Origin of the sequence: Serratia sp. CY76391 (assembly GCF_052166695.1) — a bacterium.
GTDB classification, from domain to species: Bacteria; Pseudomonadota; Gammaproteobacteria; order Enterobacterales; family Enterobacteriaceae; genus Serratia; species Serratia nematodiphila.
In genome coordinates, this window is the sequence record NZ_JBJNOJ010000013.1 from 1 (window position 1) to 20,786 (window position 20,786).

Sequence of the window (20,786 nt, forward strand, 5' to 3'; positions counted from 1 at the left end):
GGCGCCATCGTGGGCATGACCACCTTCGGTGAGTCGGCGCCGGCGGAGCAGCTGTTCGCCGAGTTCGGCTTCACCGTGGACAACGTGGTGGCGAAGGCGCAGGCGCTGCTGAAGTAAGCGGCCTGGCGCCAGCCGATAAAAAAGCCGGTCATGATGACCGGCTTTTTTTATGGGCGGAAATCGCGCTTACGACGCGGCGTTGGCGCTTTCGACGCCGCGCACACGGTCGTAAGCCGCCGCCAGCAACAGCACCAGCAGCGTAGGCTGCAGCCAGACCAGCCCCTGTTCGGCCAGCGGCAGCTTATCGAACCAGGCGGGCAGCAGGTCGCTGAAGCTGGAGGCCTTCAGGCCGTCGGCCAGACCAAACACCAGGCTGGTGGCGATCACTGGCGCAAAGACGCGCCTGGCGCTGCGCCAGCGGTTCTGGCTGAAGCTGAGCAACACCAGCGCGATGCAGGGCGGGTAGATCGCCGTCAGCACCGGCAGCGAGACGCGGATCAGATTGGCCAGCCCCATGTTGGAAACCAGCATGGCGAAGAGGGCGAGGATGACCACCAGCGTGCGGTAAGAGAGCGGCAGGTAGCGTGAGAAGAAGTCTGCGCAGGCGCAGGTCATGCCAACCGCCGTTACCAGGCAGGCGATGAACATCAGCACCGCCATAAAGACGCTGCCCAGATCGCCGAAGGTGTGCTGTACATAGGCGTGCAGGATTGAAGCGCCATCCTGAGCACCGCTGCCGACCAGGCTGCCGCTGCCGGCGCCGAGTTTGAACATGCAGATATAGACCAGCGTCAGGCCGACGCCGGCGATCAGGCTGGCCCACAGCGTATAACGCAGCAGCAACCCGCTGTCGCTGACGCCGCGCGAGCGGGCGGCGGTAACGATAATCGAACCGAACATCAGCGCCGACAGCGTGTCCATGGTTTGATAACCCTGTACGAAGCCGGTGGAAAACGCCGAGGCCTGATAGCTGCCGACGGCGGAGAGCGGCGCGCCTGCGGGCCAGATCAGGGCGGCGATGCCGAGCGCGGCCAGCGCCAGAATTTTCAGCGGCGCCAGAATATGGCCGACGTTATCGAGCAACCGTCCGGGATATAGCGACACAATCATCGCCAGGGTAAAGAACAGCAGGCTGTAGATGAACTGCGGCAGGGCGCCGTCGCCGGTGAAAGGCGCAATGCCGAGGGCGAAAGAGACATTGGCGGTTCGCGGCGTGGCGAACAGCGGGCCGAGCGCCAGATAGCAGACGGTCGCCAGCAGCAGGCCGGCGGTGCGGCCGATGGGGCCGGTAAGCAGGCTGATGCTGCCGCCGACGCGCGCCAACGCGATCACGGCGATCACCGGCAGGGCGACGGCGGTCACCATAAACCCGAGGGCGGCCGGCCACAGATGTTCGCCGGACTGCAGCCCCACCAGCGGCGGGAAAATGATGTTGCCGGCGCCGACAAACAGGGCAAAGGTCATAAAGCCCAGGGCGATAATGTCTTTCGGGGATAAACTCTTGGTCATAACGGTATGGCACTGCCTGTATTCATGAAATAAACGGGCCGCCTGCAGAGGGCTGGCGCGTGGGGCAGCGAGCGCCCGCAAAAATTTTCGTCCGGCAGGATATAATAATTCGGCGACAAAAACCTGATTAATCCAGAGCTGTTTATCCTGGCGTGAACCGGCCGCACAGAGGGATCCTGGCGGCCGGCCCGGCAGCGCGTTAGCTCGCGCGCGCCACCATGTCTATCGACAGCGGGATTTCGATATGCGGCTTGAAAGAGTCATACGCGAAAGAGACGTGGCCGTCTTCGACCGGTTTGCGGGTGAAAAAGATCAGCATATCGCGGGTTGAATCCTTACGTTTGTCCTGCGCTTTTACCGGAGAGAGGCTGTGTTTGCGCTCGTGGTCGACAATCAGCAGGGTGTCGAGGAAATGCCGATGCTGTATTTCGCCCAAAATCCATTCGGGCCGGGCCCGATCGAATTTGATCCCGCTGGTTTCGCGCATATCGTGAATAAAGGTCTTGGCGCTGTCGTCGGTCATGTTGTCGCAGCCGAGGAAGGTTGTCATGGTGTGGTCGACGCCGTCGCTGTGCACGCCTTCCAGCGCCGGTTCGCCCAGCATCTGCGGCGTGGTGACGGTGCGCAGGTTGAATACGGTGCAGACGAACTTGTTGATCTTCTGATTAAGCCGGGGGCGCGGCGTCACGCCCACGCCATCGATCACGTAGGCTTTGAATTTCATCAGCGCCTGAAAGGCCGTATTCAACTGCAGATCGTCGTTGATGCCGCGGAAATGGCGCACCTTTCCCGAATCGTAGCGGATGAAGTCTTCCTCGACCGAGAGCACGAAAGGCTGGAACTCCAGCCGCTCAATCCGGGCGCGATCGAAGTCGAAACAGAAACGGCCGTTTCTGGACTTGCGGAAAGGCAGCGTGGGATCGTCCGCCAGATTGGCGCTGACCTGCTGCAGCCTGGCGAAATCTTCCGGCCGCGCGCCCAGCGCCAGCAGGATTGCCTGCATGGTAGCGCCGGGGATAAAGGCTGAACGGTGTTCCTGGTATGCCTTCTTAACTTCATCAAGCAGAGATAACTGTCGCATTTCTCGGTGGCCTCACGAATGATGGGGCGGTTATAAAATCTTGCTGCCTATCTCCACGTCGAAATCGGGTTTCAGCAAGACGGTGCCTTGATCCCTAGTGACCGCGGCAAGAACCAGCACTTCGGATTTAAATCCGGCAACCCGCCTGGCGGGGAAATTAACGACGGAGATGACTTTTCTGCCAAGCAGGTCATCTTCCTGATAGTTTTCGCATAATTGTGCCGAGCTGTTTTTAATGCCAATTTCCTCGCCGAAATCAATGCGCAGCTTATAGGCGGGTTTTAACGCCTTGTCGTTATATTCCACGGAAATAATTTCGCCAATACGCATATCCAGTTTCATAAAATCAGTGATTTCGGCCATGAGTCAGTCCCGTTAATTAAATGGCTTCAGAAAGGCTAGCAAAGGGGAATTATCCCGACAATGTCGCCAAGAGGGGAATATTTATACTCGATGTAGCAATTAATTTACATTGTCGTAACGTAGCGTAATTAATTATAAGCTTGATGAATTATATGAAATTGAAACTTCATTATTCACCGGTAATTATGTGCACCATCTGAACTTGGGCGTCCGCTCGGCACTGTTAAGCCCGTGTTAAATTGGTTAGTATGCCTTTATTCATCAACCGCATTCTTTCAGGTAGTGATATGGAAATAACCCCGCGTGAAAAACGCGATCGGCGAAAGGCATTTATCGCGCCGTTTTTCCTGATATTAATTTGGTCGACGGGTTTTATTGCCGCGCGGGCGGTGGCGGATCATGCCGATCCCAACCTTTTCCTGACCTTTCGCTTTTTGATCGCCGCCGCGGTATTCGCTTTGCTGGCATTGCACTGCGCCTGGCCCAAGGGGCGGCAGTTCGTGATGCACCTGCTGACCGGCATGTTGATGAATGGCGTTTATCTCGCTGCAAGCTGGTGGGCGGTAGCGAACGGCCTGGCGGCCGGGGTGATGTCGCTGATCGGCGGCTTGCAGCCGCTGTTCACCGCGCTGATTTTCGCGTTGGTGCTGCGCAAATCGATAGGGTTACGCTCCTGGGCCGGGCTGGCGATCGGCTTTATCGGCGTTGCGCTGGTGCTTTCTCCCCGGCTGACCGGCATTGATGTCGGCAATATGGCGCTGTTGCCGATCCTGATGGGGTTTGGCAGCATCGTCGCGCTGACGATCGGCATCATGGTGCAGAAGTCTTCGCTGGCGGCGGCCGATCTGCGGGCGGCGGGCGCCATTCAGCACCTCGGCGCGGCGATCGTGACCGGCGCGTTGGCTGCCGTGATGGGCTCCGGCGCCTGGGACAATTCGCCGACGCTGTGGTTCTCGCTGCTGTGGTCGGCCGGCGTGTTGTCGCTGGGCGGCACCGCGCTGTTCATCTGGATGGTGCGCCACGGCGATTTGACTCGCATTACCGCGCTGATGCTGCTGGTGCCGCCGGCGGCAGCGCTGCAGGCTTATGCGCTGTTTGGCGAGGCGCTGTCGCTGGTGCAGTTGGCGGGGTTTACCTTGACCCTGCTGGGGGTCGCCATCGTACAGCGAATTCGCCTGCTGCGGCGTTCTCGCCTGGCCGAATAGTTTGCGACTGGAAGTGCCGTAAAGCCCGCGCTGCCGGGCTTTTTTATTGGCTGAAAAACGTCCAACCTCACAAAACCGAAAGATAACAAAGCAACGCCGTTGCCTCGTCACAGTTATTAACTATATGTTAATTTTTGGTTTATTAAATGTGATCAGGGGATGGATGATGATGATGAAAAAAATCAGCGCGACCGTAGCGGCAATCACCTTGCTGGGCTCCGTTTCCGCCTATGCGGCCTTCCCGGCGGGCTACCCCGCCGACTATCAGAAACTGGTCGACGGCGCGAAGAAAGAAGGCAAGGTGGTGATTTACTCGACCACCGACACCAAGGCGGCGGCGCCGCTGATCCAGGGGTTTGAGGCGTTGTATCCGGGCATCAAGGTCGAATACAACGACATGAACAGCACCGAACTGTATAACCGCTTCATCAGCGAGCAGGCGGCCGGCGGCACCAGCGGCGACCTGGTGTGGAGTTCGTCGATGGACACCATTTTGAAACTGGCGGGCGATTACGCGCAGGAGTATGCCTCTCCGGAGCGGGCTCAGCTGCCGAAATGGGCGGTATGGCAAGATAAAGTGTATGGCACCACCTATGAGCCGGTGGTGTTCATCTATAACAAACGCCTGATCCCGCAGGGCGATGTGCCGGATTCGCACGCGGCGTTGGCCAAGCTGATCGCCGGCCAGACGGACAAATTCAAGAAGAAAGTCACCACTTACGACATCGAAAAATCCGGCGTTGGCTTCATGCTGTCGGTGCAGGACTTCAAGGCCGATCCCAACTACTTCAAAACGCTGGCCGACGTGGCCAAGGGCGGGTTGGCGGTGCAATCCTCCACCGGCACCATGATGGAACGCGTTTCCTCCGGTGAAAACCTGATCGGCTTCAATATCCTCGGTTCGTACGCCGAGGCCCGCGCCAAGAGCGACCCGTCGCTCGGCATTGTCTATCCGAAAGACTATACCCTGGTGCTGTCGCGCGTGAGCTTCATCAGCAAAGAGGCCGGCAACCCTAACGCCGCCAAGCTGTGGTTCGACTACGTGCTGTCGGAGAAAGGGCAAAATATTCTCGCCAATCAGGCTGATATCCCTTCGATCCGCAACGATGTCGAAGGCAAGAACGACATCGACGGCATGACCAAGCTGCTGGGCAACGCGCTCAAGCCGATCCCGGTCGACGACAGCCTGCTGGAGTATCTGCAGCCGGCCAAGCGTCTCGACTACATCAAACAATGGCGCGCCGCCGCGGCGAAATAACAGGGACTGCATTCGGACGCGCGCCTGACGTACAGGCGCGCGCCCTTTGGTCGTCGTTTACAACCATAGGGAGCATTTATGCAAGCATGGCGCAGAAAGTGGCAGAGCCTGCCGCGCGGCCTGGTGGTGTTGATAACCGCGCTGGTTATCTATGTCCCCCTGTCGTTTATCATCATTCAAAGCTTCCTCTCGGCACCGTTTTTCTCTCCTTCCAAGGTCTTCAGCCTTGAGGCCTTCGAGTTCATCTTTACCGATCCGGATTTTTACAAAGCGCTGAAAAGCGGCTTTATTCTGGCATTCGGCCTGGTGATTATCGCCATCCCGCTCGGCGGTATTTTGGCCTTCCTGATGGTGCGCACCGATCTGCCGGGGCGGCGAATCATCGAACCGCTGATTCTGGTGCCGATCTTCGTGTCGCCGATGGTGCTGGGTTTCGGTTACGTGGTGGCGGCGGGGCCGGTAGGCTTCTTCTCGCTGTGGGCGGAGGCGCTGCTGGGCTTCGTGCCGTGGAACATCTACTCAATGGCCAGCATCGTGGTGATAGCCGGATTGACGCACGTGCCCCACGCCTACCTGTACATCTCCTCGGCGCTGCGCAGCGTGGGTTCCGACGTTGAAGAAGCGGCGCGCACCGCCGGCGCCACGCCGCTGCAGGTGATGACCGCCGTCAGTCTGCCGATGGTGCGGCCGTCTATCTTGTACGCCGGGGTGCTGCTGTTCTTCCTCGGGCTGGAAGTGTTCGGCCTGATGCTGGTGCTGGGCGATCCGGAAGGCAACCTGGTGCTGGCGACCTACCTGTACCAGTTGACCAACAAGCTGGGCACGCCGTCTTACCATCTGATGGCGGCGGTGGCGGTGGTGCTGATTTGCATCACTATTCCGTTGGTGATGCTGCAGCGCCGGCTGATGCGCACTGCCAACCGCTTTGTCACCGTCAAGGGCAAAGCCTCGCAGGCCCGCGCGCTGCCGCTGGGTAAATGGCGCTGGGTGGCCGGCGCGGTGGTGGTGTTCTGGCTGACCGTGACCATCGGCGTGCCGCTGATCGGCGTGGTGCTGCGCGCCTTTATCTCCAACTGGGGCGTGGGCGTGTCTGTCTGGGACGAACTGTCGATCAACACCTTTCGCACCATCTGGGCGCAGCCCAACCTGCTGCGCGCCATCGTCAACTCGATGGCGATCGGGGTGATCGGCGGGGCACTGGCGGTGGCGTGCTACCTGTTTATCGGCATCGCGATGCACCGCAAGCCGGATGGCGCCACGCGCTTCCTCGACTACAGCGTGCTGGTGCCGCGCGCGGTGCCGGGGCTGCTGGCCGGTTTGGCGTTTCTGTGGGTGTTCCTGTTCCTGCCGATGTGGCTGGACAAATCGCTCAAGGAAGGCTGGCTGTCGGCGTTGCCGATGGCCGAGTGGCTGCGTGCTAACTGGATTGTCTGGCTGCGTTCGCTGCGCAGCACCATCTTCAGCGTCTGGCTGGCCTACACCGTAGTATGGATGGCCTACGGCCTGCGGCTGATCTCTTCCACGTTGCTGCAGGTGGGGCCGGAGCTGGAAGAGGCGGCGCGTAGCGCCGGCGCCAGCCGCGGCCAGATCACCCGCCACGTCACCATTCCGCTGTCGCGCTATGGCCTGATCGGCTCCTGGCTGCTGATGTTCCTGATTTTTGAACGCGAATATTCCACCGGGGTGTATCTGCTGTCTCCGGGCACGGAAACCATCGGCTCGATGCTGGTTTCTCTGTGGGCCGCGGGCGCTATCGATATCGTCGCCGCGCTGTCGTTCATCAATATTCTGCTGGTGGTGCTGGGGCTGGGGATCGCCTTGCGCTTTGGAGTGAAATTACATGATTGAACTTTCGGTAGAGAATCTGCATTTGACCTATGGCGACAACCCGGTGCTGAAAGGGGTGTCGATGGATCTGAAACGGGGCGAAGTGGTCTCGTTGCTGGGCCCGTCGGGCAGTGGCAAAACCACGCTGCTGCGGGCGGTGGCCGGGCTGGAGAAACCGAGCCAGGGGCGGATCGTCATCGGCAACAGCGCGGTGTACAACGGCAGCGCGCGCAGCGAAATTCCCGCCGAAGAGCGCAACCTGGGGTTGGTGTTTCAGTCCTACGCCCTGTGGCCGCATAAAACGGTGTTTGAGAACGTCGCTTACCCGCTGAAGCTGCGTAAGACCGGCTCGGCGGAAATCGCCCAGCGGGTACAGGCGGTGCTGGATCAGCTCGGGCTGGGGCATTTAGCCAAGCGGCACCCGCACCAGCTTTCCGGCGGCCAGCAGCAGCGTGTGGCGATCGGGCGTGCGCTGGTCTACAACCCGCCGGTGATCCTGCTGGATGAGCCGCTGTCCAATCTCGACGCCAAGCTGCGCGAAGAAGCGCGGGTATTCCTGCGCGAGCTGATCATCAAGCTCGGTCTGTCGGCGCTGATGGTGACCCACGATCAGAACGAGGCGATGGCCATTTCCGATCGCATCCTGCTGCTCAATAACGGCAAAATCGAACAGCAGGGCACGCCGCAGGAGATGTACGGCTCGCCCACCACGCTGTTCACCGCCGAGTTCATGGGCAGCAACAACCGCTTGCCGGGCAAGGTTGTCGCGCTGGAAGGCGACAGGGCGCGCATCGAAGGCAAGGATTGGGCTCTGTGGGGCAAAGCGGGCGCAGGCGTGCAGGTCGGGCAGGAGGGCACGGCGGTGATCCGCGTGGAGCGCGTGCAGTTGGGCGAAGATCCGCAGGGCAACCAGCTTGAGCTGCCGTTGTTGACCAGCATGTATCTTGGCGATCGCTGGGAATACCTGTTCCGCACCGTGGCCGAAGACTTCGTGGTGCGCGCCTATGGGCATGAGGCGCGCGATCGGGCGCTGTGCCGGCTCTCCCTGCCGGCCGAGCATCTGTGGATATTCCCGAAAGCCTAACCAGGACGCCCGCCGATGCGGGCGCTCCTTTTACAAATCCAGCACCAGCCGGCTGCCTTTGGCGCGCGAGCAGCAAATCAACAGGGTTTGCTGCGCCGCGCGTTCTTCGTCGCTGAGATACTGATCGCGGTGGTCGGCTTCCCCCTCGACGATGCGGGTTTCACAGGTGCCGCAAATGCCTTCGCGGCACAGGCACTCGACCCTGGCCGCCTTGCTGTTTTCCAGCGCCTGCAGGATGGTCATGTCTTCCGCCACTTCAAGTTCAATACCCGACCGGGCCAGCACCAGCGTAAAGGCGCCGCCCGCCGTGTCTTCGGCGGCAAAGGCTTCGCTGTGTAAACGCGCGGCGTCGATACCCCGTTCGGCGGCGATCCGGTAGACCGCTTCGTTCAGCGCCGCCGGGCCGCAGACATAGATATGGGCGCCGGGTTCCACGTCGGCCAGCGTGCGCGCCAGATCCAACCGGCCGCCAAGGCTGGAGATATGGCAACTGACGTTGTCTGCGAACGGCGCTTGCGTCAGCTGCTGCTGGAAGGCATTGTGCTCTTCACTGTGGAAGCAGTAGTGCAGATGGTAGCGTTGGCCGCTGCGTTGCAGCTCATGCAGATGGGCCATAAACGGCGTGATGCCGATGCCGCCGGCGATCAACACGTGATGCTGTGCCTCCGGCGCCAGCGCGAACAGGTTATTCGGGGTGCTGATGGTCAGCGTATCGCCGATCGCCAGCCGATCGTGCATGAAGTCGGAACCGCCTTTGGAAGGGGACTCGCGCCGAACGGCGATCTGGTAACGGTCGAGCTCGAACGGTGAGCTGAGCAGCGAATAAGCGTTGCTGTAGCGCTGCTCGCCGTCCAGCATTTGCACGATGATGTGGCTGCCGCCGCTGAAGGCGGGCAGTGGCCGGCCTTGCGGATCCGCCAGGGTAAAGCGCTTGACCTGTGCGGTGACGGTTTCGATGTCGACGACGCGAACATCAAGCATCTGATAGCTGGTCATTCATTGGCTCCAAAGCGCGGGCGTCCCCGCGCATAAAAAAGTTATACCGCCTGGCACAGGTATTTGAGCTCCAGATAGTCTTCGATGCCGTATTCGGAGCCTTCACGCCCCAGGCCTGACTGTTTCACTCCGCCGAACGGCGCCACCTCGTTGGAGATAAGCCCAGTATTGATGCCGACCATGCCGTACTCCAGCCGCTCCGAAACGCGCCAGATGCGCGCCGCATCGCGGGTGTAGAAGTAGGCGGCCAATCCGTAGATGGTGTCGTTGGCCTGGCGGATCGCCTCGGCTTCGTCATCGAATATCACCAGCGGCGCGACCGGGCCGAAGATCTCTTCTTCCAGCAGTAGCGAGCCGGGCTGCACGTTGCCCAGCACCGTCGGGGTGAAGAAATTGCCGCCCAGCGCGTGCGGCGTGGCGCCAGTCAGCACCTGAGCGCCTTTGCTCTGCGCGTCATCGAGCAGCTCCAGCACCTTGTCGCGCGCCTTGCGGTTGATCAGCGGGCCTATTTGCACGCCCGGTTCGAAGCCGTTGCCGACCTGCAGCGCCGCCACGCGGGCGACAAACTTCTCGGCGAACTGCGGGTAAACGCCGCGCTGCACGTAGAAACGGTTGACGCAGACGCAGGTCTGCCCGGCGTTGCGGTATTTGGCGATCAGCGCGCCTTCCACCGCGGCATCGATGTCCGCATCGTCAAACACGATGAACGGCGCGTTGCCGCCCAGCTCCAGCGACACTTTCTTGATGGTGTCCGAGCTCTGGCGCATCAGCAGCCTGCCCACCGGCGTGGAGCCGGTAAAGCTGAGTTTGCGCACCTGCGGGTGGCGGGTCAGCTCGGCGCCGATCGCCTGCGAGTTGCCGGTCACTACGTTGAACACCCCGGCGGGAATGCCGGCGCGCTCGGCCAGTTCGGCCATCGCCAGCGCCGAATAAGGGGTTTCGTTGGCGGGTTTGACCACCAGTGTGCAGCCGGCCGCCAGCGCCGGCGCGGCCTTGCGGGTGATCATCGCCGCCGGGAAGTTCCAGGGCGTGATCGCCGCGCACACGCCGATGCCCTGCTTCAGCACCATCAGGCGTTTATCGCTGCTCGGCGAGGGGATGATGTCGCCATTGGTGCGCTTGGCCTGTTCGGCGAACCATTCGATAAAGGAGGCGGCGTAGCGGATTTCGCCCAGCGATTCCGCCAGCGGTTTGCCTTGTTCCAGCGTCATCAGGCTGGCCAGATCCTGCTGGTGTTCCAGCATCAGTTCGAACCAGCGGCGCAGCAGCTGCGCGCGCTGTTGCGCCGGCAGCGCGCGCCAGCCTTCCAGCGCCTGCTGGGCGGCGTCGATCGCCGATTGGGTTTCGGCCGTCGCCATGTTGGGCACGCTGCCGATGAGTTGGCCGGTGGCGGGATCGCTCACCGGCAGGGTTTCCTGGTTGTCGGCGTCGCGCCATTGGCCGTTGATGTAGGCCTGTTGGCGGAATAGCGCCCGATCGGAAATATTCACGAGAACCTCACAAGTCAGGGGAAGGGGCCCTTGGGCCCCGTCGCATCAGGGTTGATAAACCTGCGCCAGCAGGTTGTGGAAGTGGGCGATGCCGTGCTCGCTGACGCCACTGCCGGCGCCGTCGGCCATGATGCGCCCCTGGCCGCGATAGCCGCGCGATTTGAGGCCTTTTTGCACGCTCTCCACCAGCCGCAAATCTTCCGGGCGGAACACGTCGCGGTACCAGTCGATCAGTTTGAGCTGTTCGTCGCTCAAATCGGCGTTGGTGAAGTAGATGTCGTAGTGCTGCAGGGTGGTTTCCGCATCGACCGGGAACTCATAGATCACCGTCATCATGCCTTCCAGCGGCGGCATGTTGAACATGGTGCACGGCCACAGCCAGATGCCGTGGAAGCTGGCTTCTTTACCCTCTTCAAACTTGAACGACTGCTCGGAAGGGCGGGCGTAGCCGAACTGCAGCGTCCAGTTGCCGTGCAGGGTGTGCCAGTAGCGGTCGACCTGCACCGAGTCGGCGAAGCCGGGGTGCGCCGGGCCACAGTGGTAGCACTCGAGGTAGTTGTCGACGATGTTCTTCCAGTTGGCCGGGGTACGGGTGACGAAGCGCGCCGCCAGCTTGAGATCGTCGACCTGCGGGCAGGCTTCGCGCACTTTGGCGCCGAGGCCCGGCAGTTGGTCCTCCACCGTGCCGGCCTGCGAGTCCATATTGACGTAAATAAACCCGGCGTATTCTTCGACCCGCACCGGTATCAGGTGCGAGTTTTCTTTATCGAAGTTCTGCACGTTTTCACAGTTGCGCGCGTGCGCCAACTCGCCGTCCAGCTTGAACGCCCAGGCGTGGTAAGGGCAGGTGATGACGTTTTTCGCCCGGCCGTCGCCCGCCAGCAGCTGGTGGCCGCGGTGCGGGCAGACGTTGTAAAAGGCGCGCAGCACTTTGTCGCGGCCGCGCACCACCAGAATGTTTTCACCGATGATCTCACGGGTGATGTAGTCGTTCGGTTCGGCGAGCTCGCTGCGGTGCGCCACGCAGATCCAACTGGTGGCGAACACCTGCTCTTTTTCGTGCTCGAACGCCGCCTGGTGGGTATAAAAGCGGGCCGGAATGGTGTAAGCCTCGCGGGCGTCGGCGCAGAAATCTTTCGGTAAGGTAAATTCAGGGATCAGAGTGCTCATAAGTTAACCTTCCTCTTTTCTTATTGTCATTTCGCCATAGGGCGCGGTTGATACGACGATGGAGCGGAGAGTTCGGCGGCCGGCGGCGCGTCTGGCAGCGCCGGCGGGCTGCTTTCGATCAGGTGCGCCGGGATGGCCGCGTAGTCCTGTTTCAGCCAGCGGGCAAAGCCGTAGGTTTTCACCAGCAGCACCAGCAGGAACGGCAGCGCGGTCAGGATCACCGTGGTTTTCATGGTGTCCAGCGAGGCGCCGGTAAACAGGATCGACAGCGGGATCAGGGTGATTACCACGCACCAGAACAGGCGCAGCATCGGGCTGGGATCTTGCCCTTCCTGCAGGTTGCGGGTGCTGGTGGCGGCCATGGTGTAGGCCACGGCGTCCATGTGCGAGGCCAGGAAAATGATCATGATGAACAGATAGGCGGCCAGGAACAGCTTGCCGAGCGGCAGCGCCGTCAGCAGCATCTGCACGGCGGTTTCGCCGCCCTGAGTGCTGAGGATCTCCGGCACGTTGAGCTGCCCGCTGATGAACTGGTGCATGGCGTAACTTTCCAGCGAGCCGAAGAAGAACCAGCAGCCGAGGGTGCTGCCGAGCAGCAACGCCCAGATCACCTCTTTAATCTTGCGGCCGCGCGAGACGCGGGTGACGAACATCGCCACGCCCGGGGTATAGGAGATCCACCACAGCCAGTAGAACACCGTCCAGCTGCGGCTGAAGCTGCCGTCGCCCATCGGGTCGGTGAACAGGCTCATCTGCAGGAAGTTTTGCGCCGTCAGGCCGATGGCGTTGATGGTGTTGTTGATGGTGAACTCGGTGGGGCCGACCAGCAGCACCAGCCCGGCGAAGGCGAAGGCGCCCCAGCCGACCATTTTGCTCAGGCGCTGCATGCCGCCGTCGATGCCGATGTAAGAGCTGAGACAGAAGATCACTGCCGCCAGCAGGATCACCGTCGCCTGTACCGTGAAGTTATCCGGGATGCCGGTCAATGCCGTCAGCCCGCGGGTAAAGGTGGAGGCCGTCAGCACCAGCGAAATGGTGAGGGCGCCGACGGTGGCGACCAGGAAAATCAGATCCACCATCCGCCCGATCGGACCGTTGGCACGCACGCCGGTGATGGCGGCAATGATCCCCGACAGGCTGAGCCCTTTGTTCTTACGCACGTGGAAGTGGTAGGCCATGATCAGCGAGGCGAGGGCGTAGGTCGCCCAGGCGCTCAGGCCCCAGTGGAAGAAGGAGTAGCTGATGCTGTATTCCAGCGCCTTTGGGGTGCGCGGCGCGATGTTCAGCCCCGGCGTTTGGTAGTAATACGCCCATTCCATCACCCCCCAGTACAGGGTGGACGAGCCCAGGCCGGCGCAGATGAACATGAACAGCCAGGCCAGCGTGGAGTATTGCGGTTTGCCTTCGCCGAGGCGGATGTTGCCGTATTTGCTCAACGCCAGATACAGCACCACCAGCAGGGCGATCAGCACCAGGATTTGAATGGTTGAACCGAACAGCCGGGTGACGCCGTTGAAAATGGTGTTGGCGATAAGCGCGGATTGAGCCGGAAAGAGCATCAGGCAAATGGCGATCAGCGCAATACTGCACAGGCTGATGGCGATGAGCGTGACATCCTTTTTAGGGGTGCTCTGCATGGGAGTGAACTCCTGTTATCGGTGGTGGGCCGGTGCGCGAAGCGTAGGGTGCGCCCGGGCCTTGTTGGTTTGAACCCTTTGTTTTGTTACACCGCGAGGAGCAAACGCCCCGACAGAACGCCACCGGAAATGTTTACTCTTCATTAACATTTTTGAGTGTGCACAAATTACAGGAGGGCCACAATTGGGGCATCTGTAAAAGGATAAAACACAGTATGTAAACAATTTGTTGTGATCTTGACCGGGGTATTGGCGTGCTTTCTGCGGTGATTTTCAGTGGATTTGCGGCGGCGATCGAAGCGGAAAAACGGACGTGGCAAAGCAGGGCGCGAAAGGGCGCCCTGCGCAGGAAAATCAACGGCGTTTAGCGTTGCAGCAGGGCGGCGATCGCCTGGCCGACTTGCTGGGTGGAGGCGTCGCCGCGCATGTCCGGCGTGCGCGGCCCGTCGGCGATAATGCGCTCAATCGCCTGCAGGATGCCGTCGTGCGCCTGGCGGTAGCGGGCATCGCCGTCGCCGAGGAAATCCAGCATCATCGCGCCGCTCCAGATCATGGCGATCGGGTTGGCGATGTTCTTGCCGAAAATGTCCGGCGCCGAGCCGTGTACCGGCTCGAACAGCGACGGGAAGTTGCGTTCCGGGTTCAGGTTGGCCGACGGCGCGATGCCGATGGTGCCGGTACAGGCCGGGCCGAGATCCGACAAAATATCGCCGAACAGGTTGGAAGCCACCACCACGTCGAAGCGTTCGGGGTTCAGCACGAAGCGCGCGCACAGAATATCGATGTGCTGTTTATCCCAGGCGATATCAGGGTATTGGCGCGCCATCTCCGCCACGCGCTCATCCCAGTACGGCATGCTGATGGCCATGCCGTTGGACTTGGTGGCGGCGGTCAGACGCTTGCGCGGGCGCTGCTGCGCCAGCTCAAAGGCGTACTTGAGGATGCGGTCCACGCCCTGACGGGTGAACACCGACTCCTGGATCACCATCTCGCGTTCGGTGCCTTCGAACATCCGTCCGCCGAGCGAGGAGTATTCCCCTTCGGTATTTTCGCGCACCACGTAGAAATCGATATCGCCCGGCTGCTTGTTCGCCAGCGGGCAGGGCACGCCGGGAAACAGCCGCACCGGACGCAGGTTGACGTACTGTTCGAAGTCGCGCCGGAATTTCAGCAGCGAACCCCACAGCGAGATATGATCGGGCACCGTGTCCGGCCAGCCGACGGCGCCGAAATAGATGGCGTCGAAGCCCTTGAGCTGCTCAAACCAATCGTCCGGCATCATCTGGCCGTGGTGCTGGTAGTAGTCGCAGCTGGCCCACTCGAAGGTGTCGAATTCCAACGACAGATCCCAGCGCGCCGCCGCCGCCTGCAATACCCGTATGCCTTCCGGCAACACTTCCCGTCCGATACCGTCCCCGGGGATAGCGGCAATCTTGTAAGTTTTGCTCATACAGAGGTCTCATTTGTAGGTAGGGGAGATTGACAACACTCTTATCCTATAATTGACTAACTGTTAATCAATCGCGAAAACGGTGAAACATAAAACACGAATCATGAACAATATGCCGATCCTGAGTGACCTGCGGGTGTTCGTGCTGGTGGCGCGTCGCGCCGGGTTCGCCGCCGCCGCCGAAGAGCTGGGCGTTTCGCCTGCCTTTATCAGCAAGCGCATCGCGCTGTTGGAGAAGGCGCTGGACGTGTCGTTGCTGCACCGCACCACGCGGCGGGTGGCGATCACCGAAGACGGCGAACGCATCTACGAATGGGCGCAGCGCATTCTCAACGATGTCGATCAGATGATGGACGAACTGTCCGAGGTGCGCCAGGCGCCGCAGGGCATGCTGCGCGTGGTCAGCAGCTTCGGCTTCGGCCGGCGTTTCGTGGCACCGGCGCTGTCGGCGCTGGCGCGGCAGTACCCGCAGCTGGAGCTGCGGCTCGACGTGTCCGATCGGCTGGTGGATCTGGTCAGCGAAGGATTCGATCTGGATATCCGCATCGGCGACGATATCGCCCCCAATTTGATTGCGCGCAAGCTGGCGGACAATCAGCGCATCCTGTGCGCTTCGCCGGCGTACCTGCAGCGCCACGGCGTGCCGAAAAATCCGGCTGAGCTGGCGGGCCGCACTTGTTTGGTGATCAAGGAACGCGATCACCCGTTCGGGCTGTGGCGGCTGCAGGGGCCGGGCGGCGAAGAGACGGTGAAGGTGACGGGGGCGCTGGCGTCGAACCACGGCGAAATCGTGCACCAGTGGTGCCTGGACGGGCAGGGCGTCGCGCTGCGTTCCGCCTGGGACGTGAAAGAGAACATCGACAGCGGCCGGCTGGTGCACATCCTGCCGGAGTATTATCAGCCGGCCAACATCTGGGCGGTATACGTTTCCCGGCTGGCAACGTCGGCGAAAGTGCGGGTGACGGTCGAATTTTTGCGCGACTATTTCCGCGAGCACTACGGCGAAACGGGGGCGGCAAGCGAAAATCCACCGCGATCTTAAGGCCAAAAATGTGCGCCAGATCATCTTATGCTCGTAAAACTCCCCTCCGTTACTTGTGGGACTGTTGCACCTGTTCCTTTTGCCAAAACTTTGGTTTATGCTCAGCTGAAGCGTTTCAGTTGAGGCACTCTTCGACAGAAACGCCGATGTGACGGCGGCGAAAAGCCGCTGAAGCGCGGGAATAATGCAAACGCGGCGATTCACAGCGGGCGGTGCGATCCACTACTCTATGCGGGTTAGTGAGACAACCAGTCAGCGCCGACCGGTGCCGGTGAGCCAACCCGGCGTGGACGGCCCTTTTTCAGGAGCAGCATGACCATCCGCATAGCGATAAACGGCTTTGGCCGCATCGGCCGCAGCGTATTGCGCGCACTGTACGAATCGGGACGACGGGCGGAAATCTCCGTGGTGGCGATCAACGAGCTGGCGAACGCCGAGGGCATGGCCCATCTGCTGAAGTACGACTCCAGCCACGGCCGCTTCGCCTGGGATGTGCGGCAGGAGTGCGACACGCTGAGCGTCGGGGACGACGCGATTCGCCTGTTGCATCAGCCGGCGGTGGAGCAGTTGCCCTGGGGCGAATTGGGCGTCGACGTGGTGCTGGACTGCAGCGGCGTGTACGGCAGCCGGGCGGATGGCGAAGCCCATCTGGCGGCGGGGGCGAAGAAAGTGCTGTTCGCCCACCCGGGCGGCAACGATCTGGACGCCACCATCGTGTTCGGCGTCAACCATCAGACGCTGCTGGCGGAACATCGCATCGTGTCCAACGCCTCGTGCACCACCAACTGCATTATTCCGGTGATCAAACTGCTGGACGACGCCTACAGCATCGAATCCGGCACCGTGACCACCATTCACTCGGCGATGAACGATCAGCCGGTGATCGACGCGTATCACGCGGATTTGCGGCGCACCCGCGCGGCGAGCCAGTCGATCATTCCGGTCGATACCAAGCTGGCCGCGGGCATCACCCGCATCTTCCCGCAGTTTTGCGACCGCTTCGAGGCGATCTCGGTGCGCGTGCCGACCATTAACGTGACGGCTATCGATCTGAGCGTCAGCGTGAGCGCCGCGGTGAAGGTGGCGGAGGTCAACCAGCTGTTGCAAAAGGCCGCACGGGAATCATTTCGTGGTATAGTTGACTACACGGAATTACCATTGGTCTCGATCGATTTTAACCATGACCCGCACAGCGCTATCGTCGACGGTACGCAGACCCGGGTCAGCGGGCAGCACCTGATAAAGACCTTGGTCTGGTGCGACAATGAATGGGGCTTTGCCAATCGGATGTTGGATACAACACGGGCAATGGCCGCCAGCGGTTTCTAGTACGGCGGCGCCGGCGTGATTGGCGCGCTGCTCAGGCAATTTTATAGAGATTCAATAAAGAGGGTTCACCATGTCTGTAATTAAGATGACCGATCTGGATCTGGCGGGTAAACGCGTACTGATCCGCTCCGATCTGAACGTGCCGGTAAAAGACGGTAAAGTGACTTCCGACGCGCGTATCCGCGCTTCCCTGCCGACTATCGAAGCTGCGCTGAAGCAAGGCGCCCGCGTGATGGTAACCTCCCACCTGGGTCGTCCTACCGAAGGCGAGTACAACGAAGAATTCTCCCTGCTGCCTGTGGTCAACTACCTGAAAGACCACCTGAAATCCCCAGTGCGTCTGGCGAAGGATTATCTGGATGGCGTCGACGTCGCCGAAGGCGAACTGGTGGTGCTGGAAAACGTCCGCTTCAACAAGGGCGAGAAGAAAGACGACGAAACCCTGTCCAAGAAATACGCGGCGCTGTGCGACGTGTACGTGATGGATGCATTCGGCACCGCGCACCGCGCGCAGGCTTCCACCCACGGCGTGGGCAAGTTCGCGCCTGTCGCCTGTGCCGGCCCGCTGCTGTCCGCCGAACTGGAAGCGCTGGGCAAAGCGCTGGGCAACCCGGCCCGTCCGATGGTCGCCATCGTGGGCGGTTCTAAAGTCTCCACCAAACTGACCGTGCTGGATTCCCTGTCCAAAATCGCCGATCAGCTGATCGTCGGCGGCGGCATCGCCAACACCTTCGTGGCGGCGCAGGGCAACAACGTGGGCCAGTCCCTGTACGAACCTGACCTGATCCCGAACGCGCAGAAACTGCTGGAAACCTGCGACATTCCGGTGCCGACCGACGTGCGCGTAGCGACCGAGTTCTCCGAAACCGCAACCGCGACCGTGAAGCCGGCGAGCGAGATCCAGGACAACGAGCAAATTCTGGATATGGGCGACGTCTCTGCCGAGCGTCTGGCCGTTATCCTGAAGAACGCCAAGACCATTCTGTGGAATGGCCCGGTTGGCGTATTCGAGTTCCCTAACTTCCGTAAGGGCACCGAAATTGTCGCCCGCGCGATCGCCGATAGCGACGCTTTCTCTATCGCTGGCGGCGGCGACACTCTGGCAGCCATCGATCTGTTCGGTATCGCTGACAAAATTTCCTACATCTCCACCGGCGGTGGCGCATTCCTGGAATTCGTTGAAGGGAAACCGCTGCCTGCAGTCGTGATGCTGGAAGAGCGCGCTAAGCAGTAATTCAGACAACGGGAGGCGAAAGCCGCCCGTTTGTTTTATACCGCGCGGCTAACGCTGCGCGGCGTGAAAACATCGATTTACATCCATCTACGGCCGACGAAACAGGACAAAGTAACATGTCTAAAATTTTTGATTTCGTAAAACCGGGTGTCATCACGGGTGATGACGTTCAGAAAGTCTTCGCAGTTGCTAAAGAGAACAACTTTGCGCTGCCAGCGGTAAACTGCGTGGGTACCGACTCCATCAACGCAGTGCTGGAAGCTGCGGCTAAAGTGCGCGCGCCGGTCATCGTTCAGTTCTCCAACGGCGGCGCCGCGTTCATCGCCGGCAAAGGCGTGAAGACCGATGTGCCTCAGGGCGCAGCGATTCTGGGCGCTATCTCCGGCGCACACCACGTTCACCAGATGGCTGAACACTACGGCGTGCCGGTGATCCTGCACACCGACCACTGCGCGAAGAAACTGCTGCCATGGCTGGACGGCCTGCTGGACGCCGGCGAGAAGCACTTCGCCGCTACCGGCAAACCGCTGTTCTCTTCCCACATGATCGATCTGTCTGAAGAATCTCTGGAAGAAAACATCGAGATCTGCAGCGCCTACCTGAAGCGCATGGCCAAAATCGGCATGACGCTGGAAATCGAACTGGGCTGCACCGGCGGTGAAGAAGATGGCGTGGACAACAGCCATATGGACGCTTCCGCGCTGTACACCCAGCCGGAAGACGTGGCTTACGCGTACGAAAAACTGAACGCCATCAGCCCGCGCTTCACCATCGCAGCCTCGTTCGGTAACGTGCACGGCGTGTACAAGCCAGGTAACGTTAAGCTGACTCCGACCATCCTGCGCGATTCTCAGAAATACGTTTCCGAGAAATTCAACCTGCCGCATAACAGCCTGAACTTCGTGTTCCACGGCGGTTCCGGTTCCAGCGATGCGGAAATCAAAGAGTCCGTCAGCTACGGCGTGATCAAGATGAACATTGACACCGACACCCAATGGGCGACCTGGGACGGCATCCTGCAGTACTACAAAGCGAACGAAGCTTACCTGCAGGGCCAGCTGGGCAACCCGAAAGGCGCCGATCAGCCGAACAAGAAATACTACGATCCACGCGTCTGGCTGCGCGCAGCGCAGACCAGCATGGTGACGCGTCTGGAGCAGGCCTTCAAAGATCTGAACGCGGTAGACGTTCTGTAATCTTCGGCACCTGTTGCACGATGCAAAAGGCTCCCTGCGGGGAGCCTTGTTGTTTATGACAAGCCTGATGGCGTTGCCTGGCTTGCCGTTGGCAAAATATAAAAAATAAGGAAAATCAATTTATTGATTTTCGGCTGATGATCACAAAGGAGGAAAAACCACGTTTTTTCCTCCTTTGTTTGTGATTTAAAGGCTCCCTGCGGGGAGCCTTTTTCGTTTTCAGCTCAGCAAGCCGGCGCCGACGTTGATGGACAGGCCCAGGATCAGCATGTTGAACACGAACGAAATGACCGACTGCACGAGCGCGATTCTACGCACCTCCGCGGCGCCGACCGCCACGTCGGCGGTTTGCGACGCGACCGCGATGGTGAAGGAGAAGTAGGCGAAGTCCAGATAGGTCGGCTCGGTGAGGTTGCCGGGGAACAGCAGCGGCAAAGGATCCTGCTGTGCGCCCTGGCGATAAAACTGATGAGCATAGTGCATGGTGAAGGCAGTTGGCAGCAGCAGCCAGGAGACCGCCAGCGTTCCGCCGGTTAGTGCCAGATGCAGGGTTTTCAGCGAGTCGCTGGCCTGTTTGGCGCTGCTCAATTCGAACAGGATCGCCAGAATGCTCACCAGACAACCGAAACTGACCAGCGCCAACACTGTGCTGGCGCTTTCATCCTGTCGCCGGGCGATCTGGCGAATGTGCTGCGGCGTGCTGACCAACATCAGCCGCCAGAGAAACAGCAGATAGAGCCAGGCCAGCGTATTCCAGCCGATCATCAAACGCTGCAGCAACGAGAGCTGGGCGGGCAGAAGCAGGAAGCACAACAGCCCGGCGCCGACGGAAAACAGCAGCCTGGGCCGCACTTGCCAATAGTGTTTAAGCGAAGAGCGAATGTGCATGAAGAACGGATCCCTTGTCGTGAAATG

General features: G+C 60.5%; 17 protein-coding genes and 1 pseudogene. 9 read left to right on the forward strand and 9 right to left on the reverse strand.

Annotated features, from left to right (window positions below):
* Positions 1–117 (forward strand): annotated as a pseudogene (locus ACJ8PN_RS20900) (transketolase-like TK C-terminal-containing protein); the annotation flags it as partial.
* 69 nt (positions 118–186) lie between these two features.
* Here ACJ8PN_RS20900 and brnQ read toward each other — a convergent pair.
* The 3 genes from brnQ to ACJ8PN_RS20915 form a co-directional block, all read right to left on the reverse strand.
* A complete protein-coding gene (brnQ, locus tag ACJ8PN_RS20905) occupies positions 187–1,509 on the reverse strand; it encodes a branched-chain amino acid transport system II carrier protein (protein ID WP_351110204.1) in 1,323 nt (440 codons plus the stop codon).
* A gap of 199 nt (positions 1,510–1,708) precedes the next feature.
* Positions 1,709–2,590, reverse strand: a complete 882-nt coding sequence (locus tag ACJ8PN_RS20910) for a 2OG-Fe dioxygenase family protein (RefSeq protein ID WP_015379003.1) — start codon at positions 2,588–2,590, stop codon at positions 1,709–1,711.
* A gap of 30 nt (positions 2,591–2,620) precedes the next feature.
* Complete coding sequence (locus ACJ8PN_RS20915) at positions 2,621–2,953, reverse strand: tRNA-binding protein (RefSeq protein ID WP_004931561.1); 333 nt, start codon at positions 2,951–2,953, stop codon at positions 2,621–2,623.
* A gap of 287 nt (positions 2,954–3,240) precedes the next feature.
* On the opposite strand from ACJ8PN_RS20915, the gene ACJ8PN_RS20920 reads away from it, so the two are divergent.
* From ACJ8PN_RS20920 to ACJ8PN_RS20935, 4 genes are all read left to right on the forward strand, one after another.
* A complete protein-coding gene (locus tag ACJ8PN_RS20920; RefSeq protein WP_442535190.1) occupies positions 3,241–4,158 on the forward strand; it encodes a DMT family transporter in 918 nt (305 codons plus the stop codon).
* A gap of 169 nt (positions 4,159–4,327) precedes the next feature.
* Entirely contained in the window at positions 4,328–5,416 is a 1,089-nt protein-coding gene (locus tag ACJ8PN_RS20925; protein WP_411261751.1) for an ABC transporter substrate-binding protein, read from the forward strand.
* A 78-nt stretch (positions 5,417–5,494) separates the two neighbouring features.
* Positions 5,495–7,264 carry an ABC transporter permease gene (locus tag ACJ8PN_RS20930; protein ID WP_004931567.1) on the forward strand — a complete coding sequence of 590 codons (1,770 nt, stop codon included), beginning with the start codon at positions 5,495–5,497 and terminating at the stop codon, positions 7,262–7,264.
* On the forward strand, positions 7,257–8,327 hold the full coding sequence (locus ACJ8PN_RS20935) for an ABC transporter ATP-binding protein (RefSeq protein WP_049240099.1): 1,071 nt from the start codon (positions 7,257–7,259) through the stop codon (positions 8,325–8,327). The genes ACJ8PN_RS20930 and ACJ8PN_RS20935 overlap by 8 nt, the downstream gene beginning before the upstream one ends.
* 30 nt (positions 8,328–8,357) lie before the next feature.
* On the opposite strand, the gene ACJ8PN_RS20940 is transcribed toward ACJ8PN_RS20935, so the two are convergent.
* From ACJ8PN_RS20940 to ACJ8PN_RS20960, 5 genes are all read right to left on the reverse strand, one after another.
* Positions 8,358–9,323, reverse strand: a complete 966-nt coding sequence (locus tag ACJ8PN_RS20940; protein WP_411261752.1) for a PDR/VanB family oxidoreductase — start codon at positions 9,321–9,323, stop codon at positions 8,358–8,360.
* 41 nt (positions 9,324–9,364) lie between these two features.
* Positions 9,365–10,813: an NAD-dependent succinate-semialdehyde dehydrogenase gene (locus tag ACJ8PN_RS20945; RefSeq protein ID WP_442535191.1), complete on the reverse strand. Its 1,449-nt coding sequence runs from the start codon at positions 10,811–10,813 to the stop codon at positions 9,365–9,367.
* 45 nt (positions 10,814–10,858) lie between these two features.
* On the reverse strand, positions 10,859–11,983 hold the full coding sequence (locus ACJ8PN_RS20950) for an aromatic ring-hydroxylating oxygenase subunit alpha (RefSeq protein ID WP_437189658.1): 1,125 nt from the start codon (positions 11,981–11,983) through the stop codon (positions 10,859–10,861).
* A gap of 26 nt (positions 11,984–12,009) precedes the next feature.
* Positions 12,010–13,620 (reverse strand): BCCT family transporter, encoded by a 1,611-nt coding sequence (locus ACJ8PN_RS20955; RefSeq protein WP_171454715.1) that lies wholly within the window; start codon positions 13,618–13,620, stop codon positions 12,010–12,012.
* Positions 13,621–13,984: 364 nt separating this feature from the next.
* Positions 13,985–15,070, reverse strand: coding sequence for a tartrate dehydrogenase (locus tag ACJ8PN_RS20960; RefSeq protein WP_004931578.1), 1,086 nt, complete (start codon positions 15,068–15,070; stop codon positions 13,985–13,987).
* Positions 15,071–15,152: 82 nt separating this feature from the next.
* Here ACJ8PN_RS20960 and ACJ8PN_RS20965 point away from each other — a divergent pair, with 82 nt between their 5' ends.
* The 4 genes from ACJ8PN_RS20965 (at position 15,153) to fbaA (ending at position 19,871) form a co-directional block, all read left to right on the forward strand.
* The gene (locus ACJ8PN_RS20965) at positions 15,153–16,112 is read left to right on the forward strand and encodes a LysR substrate-binding domain-containing protein (RefSeq protein ID WP_306211264.1); all 960 of its coding nucleotides are present in this window, start codon (positions 15,153–15,155) and stop codon (positions 16,110–16,112) included.
* A 312-nt stretch (positions 16,113–16,424) separates the two neighbouring features.
* Positions 16,425–17,441, forward strand: coding sequence for an erythrose-4-phosphate dehydrogenase (gene epd / locus ACJ8PN_RS20970; protein ID WP_004931582.1), 1,017 nt, complete (start codon positions 16,425–16,427; stop codon positions 17,439–17,441).
* Between the two features lie 70 nt (positions 17,442–17,511).
* Entirely contained in the window at positions 17,512–18,675 is a 1,164-nt protein-coding gene (gene pgk / locus ACJ8PN_RS20975) for a phosphoglycerate kinase (protein WP_015378994.1), read from the forward strand.
* Positions 18,676–18,791: 116 nt separating this feature from the next.
* Positions 18,792–19,871, forward strand: coding sequence for a class II fructose-bisphosphate aldolase (gene fbaA, locus ACJ8PN_RS20980; RefSeq protein ID WP_004931586.1), 1,080 nt, complete (start codon positions 18,792–18,794; stop codon positions 19,869–19,871).
* A 219-nt stretch (positions 19,872–20,090) separates the two neighbouring features.
* Here the strand turns inward: fbaA and ACJ8PN_RS20985 are convergent, their stop codons facing one another.
* Positions 20,091–20,759 (reverse strand): DUF1345 domain-containing protein, encoded by a 669-nt coding sequence (locus ACJ8PN_RS20985; protein WP_265261358.1) that lies wholly within the window; start codon positions 20,757–20,759, stop codon positions 20,091–20,093.
* Positions 20,760–20,786: the final 27 nt, after the last annotated feature.

Coding starts and splice junctions, on each gene's coding strand:
- brnQ (WP_351110204.1), bottom strand. CDS start 1,509: ATGACCAAGAGTTTATCCCCGAAAGACATTATCGCCCTGGGCTTTATG.
- ACJ8PN_RS20910 (WP_015379003.1), bottom strand. CDS start 2,590: ATGCGACAGTTATCTCTGCTTGATGAAGTTAAGAAGGCATACCAGGAA.
- ACJ8PN_RS20915 (WP_004931561.1), bottom strand. CDS start 2,953: ATGGCCGAAATCACTGATTTTATGAAACTGGATATGCGTATTGGCGAA.
- ACJ8PN_RS20920 (WP_442535190.1), top strand. CDS start 3,241: ATGGAAATAACCCCGCGTGAAAAACGCGATCGGCGAAAGGCATTTATC.
- ACJ8PN_RS20925 (WP_411261751.1), top strand. CDS start 4,328: ATGATGAAAAAAATCAGCGCGACCGTAGCGGCAATCACCTTGCTGGGC.
- ACJ8PN_RS20930 (WP_004931567.1), top strand. CDS start 5,495: ATGCAAGCATGGCGCAGAAAGTGGCAGAGCCTGCCGCGCGGCCTGGTG.
- ACJ8PN_RS20935 (WP_049240099.1), top strand. CDS start 7,257: ATGATTGAACTTTCGGTAGAGAATCTGCATTTGACCTATGGCGACAAC.
- ACJ8PN_RS20940 (WP_411261752.1), bottom strand. CDS start 9,323: ATGACCAGCTATCAGATGCTTGATGTTCGCGTCGTCGACATCGAAACC.
- ACJ8PN_RS20950 (WP_437189658.1), bottom strand. CDS start 11,983: ATGAGCACTCTGATCCCTGAATTTACCTTACCGAAAGATTTCTGCGCC.
- ACJ8PN_RS20955 (WP_171454715.1), bottom strand. CDS start 13,620: ATGCAGAGCACCCCTAAAAAGGATGTCACGCTCATCGCCATCAGCCTG.
- ACJ8PN_RS20960 (WP_004931578.1), bottom strand. CDS start 15,070: ATGAGCAAAACTTACAAGATTGCCGCTATCCCCGGGGACGGTATCGGA.
- epd (WP_004931582.1), top strand. CDS start 16,425: ATGACCATCCGCATAGCGATAAACGGCTTTGGCCGCATCGGCCGCAGC.
- pgk (WP_015378994.1), top strand. CDS start 17,512: ATGTCTGTAATTAAGATGACCGATCTGGATCTGGCGGGTAAACGCGTA.
- fbaA (WP_004931586.1), top strand. CDS start 18,792: ATGTCTAAAATTTTTGATTTCGTAAAACCGGGTGTCATCACGGGTGAT.
- ACJ8PN_RS20985 (WP_265261358.1), bottom strand. CDS start 20,759: ATGCACATTCGCTCTTCGCTTAAACACTATTGGCAAGTGCGGCCCAGG.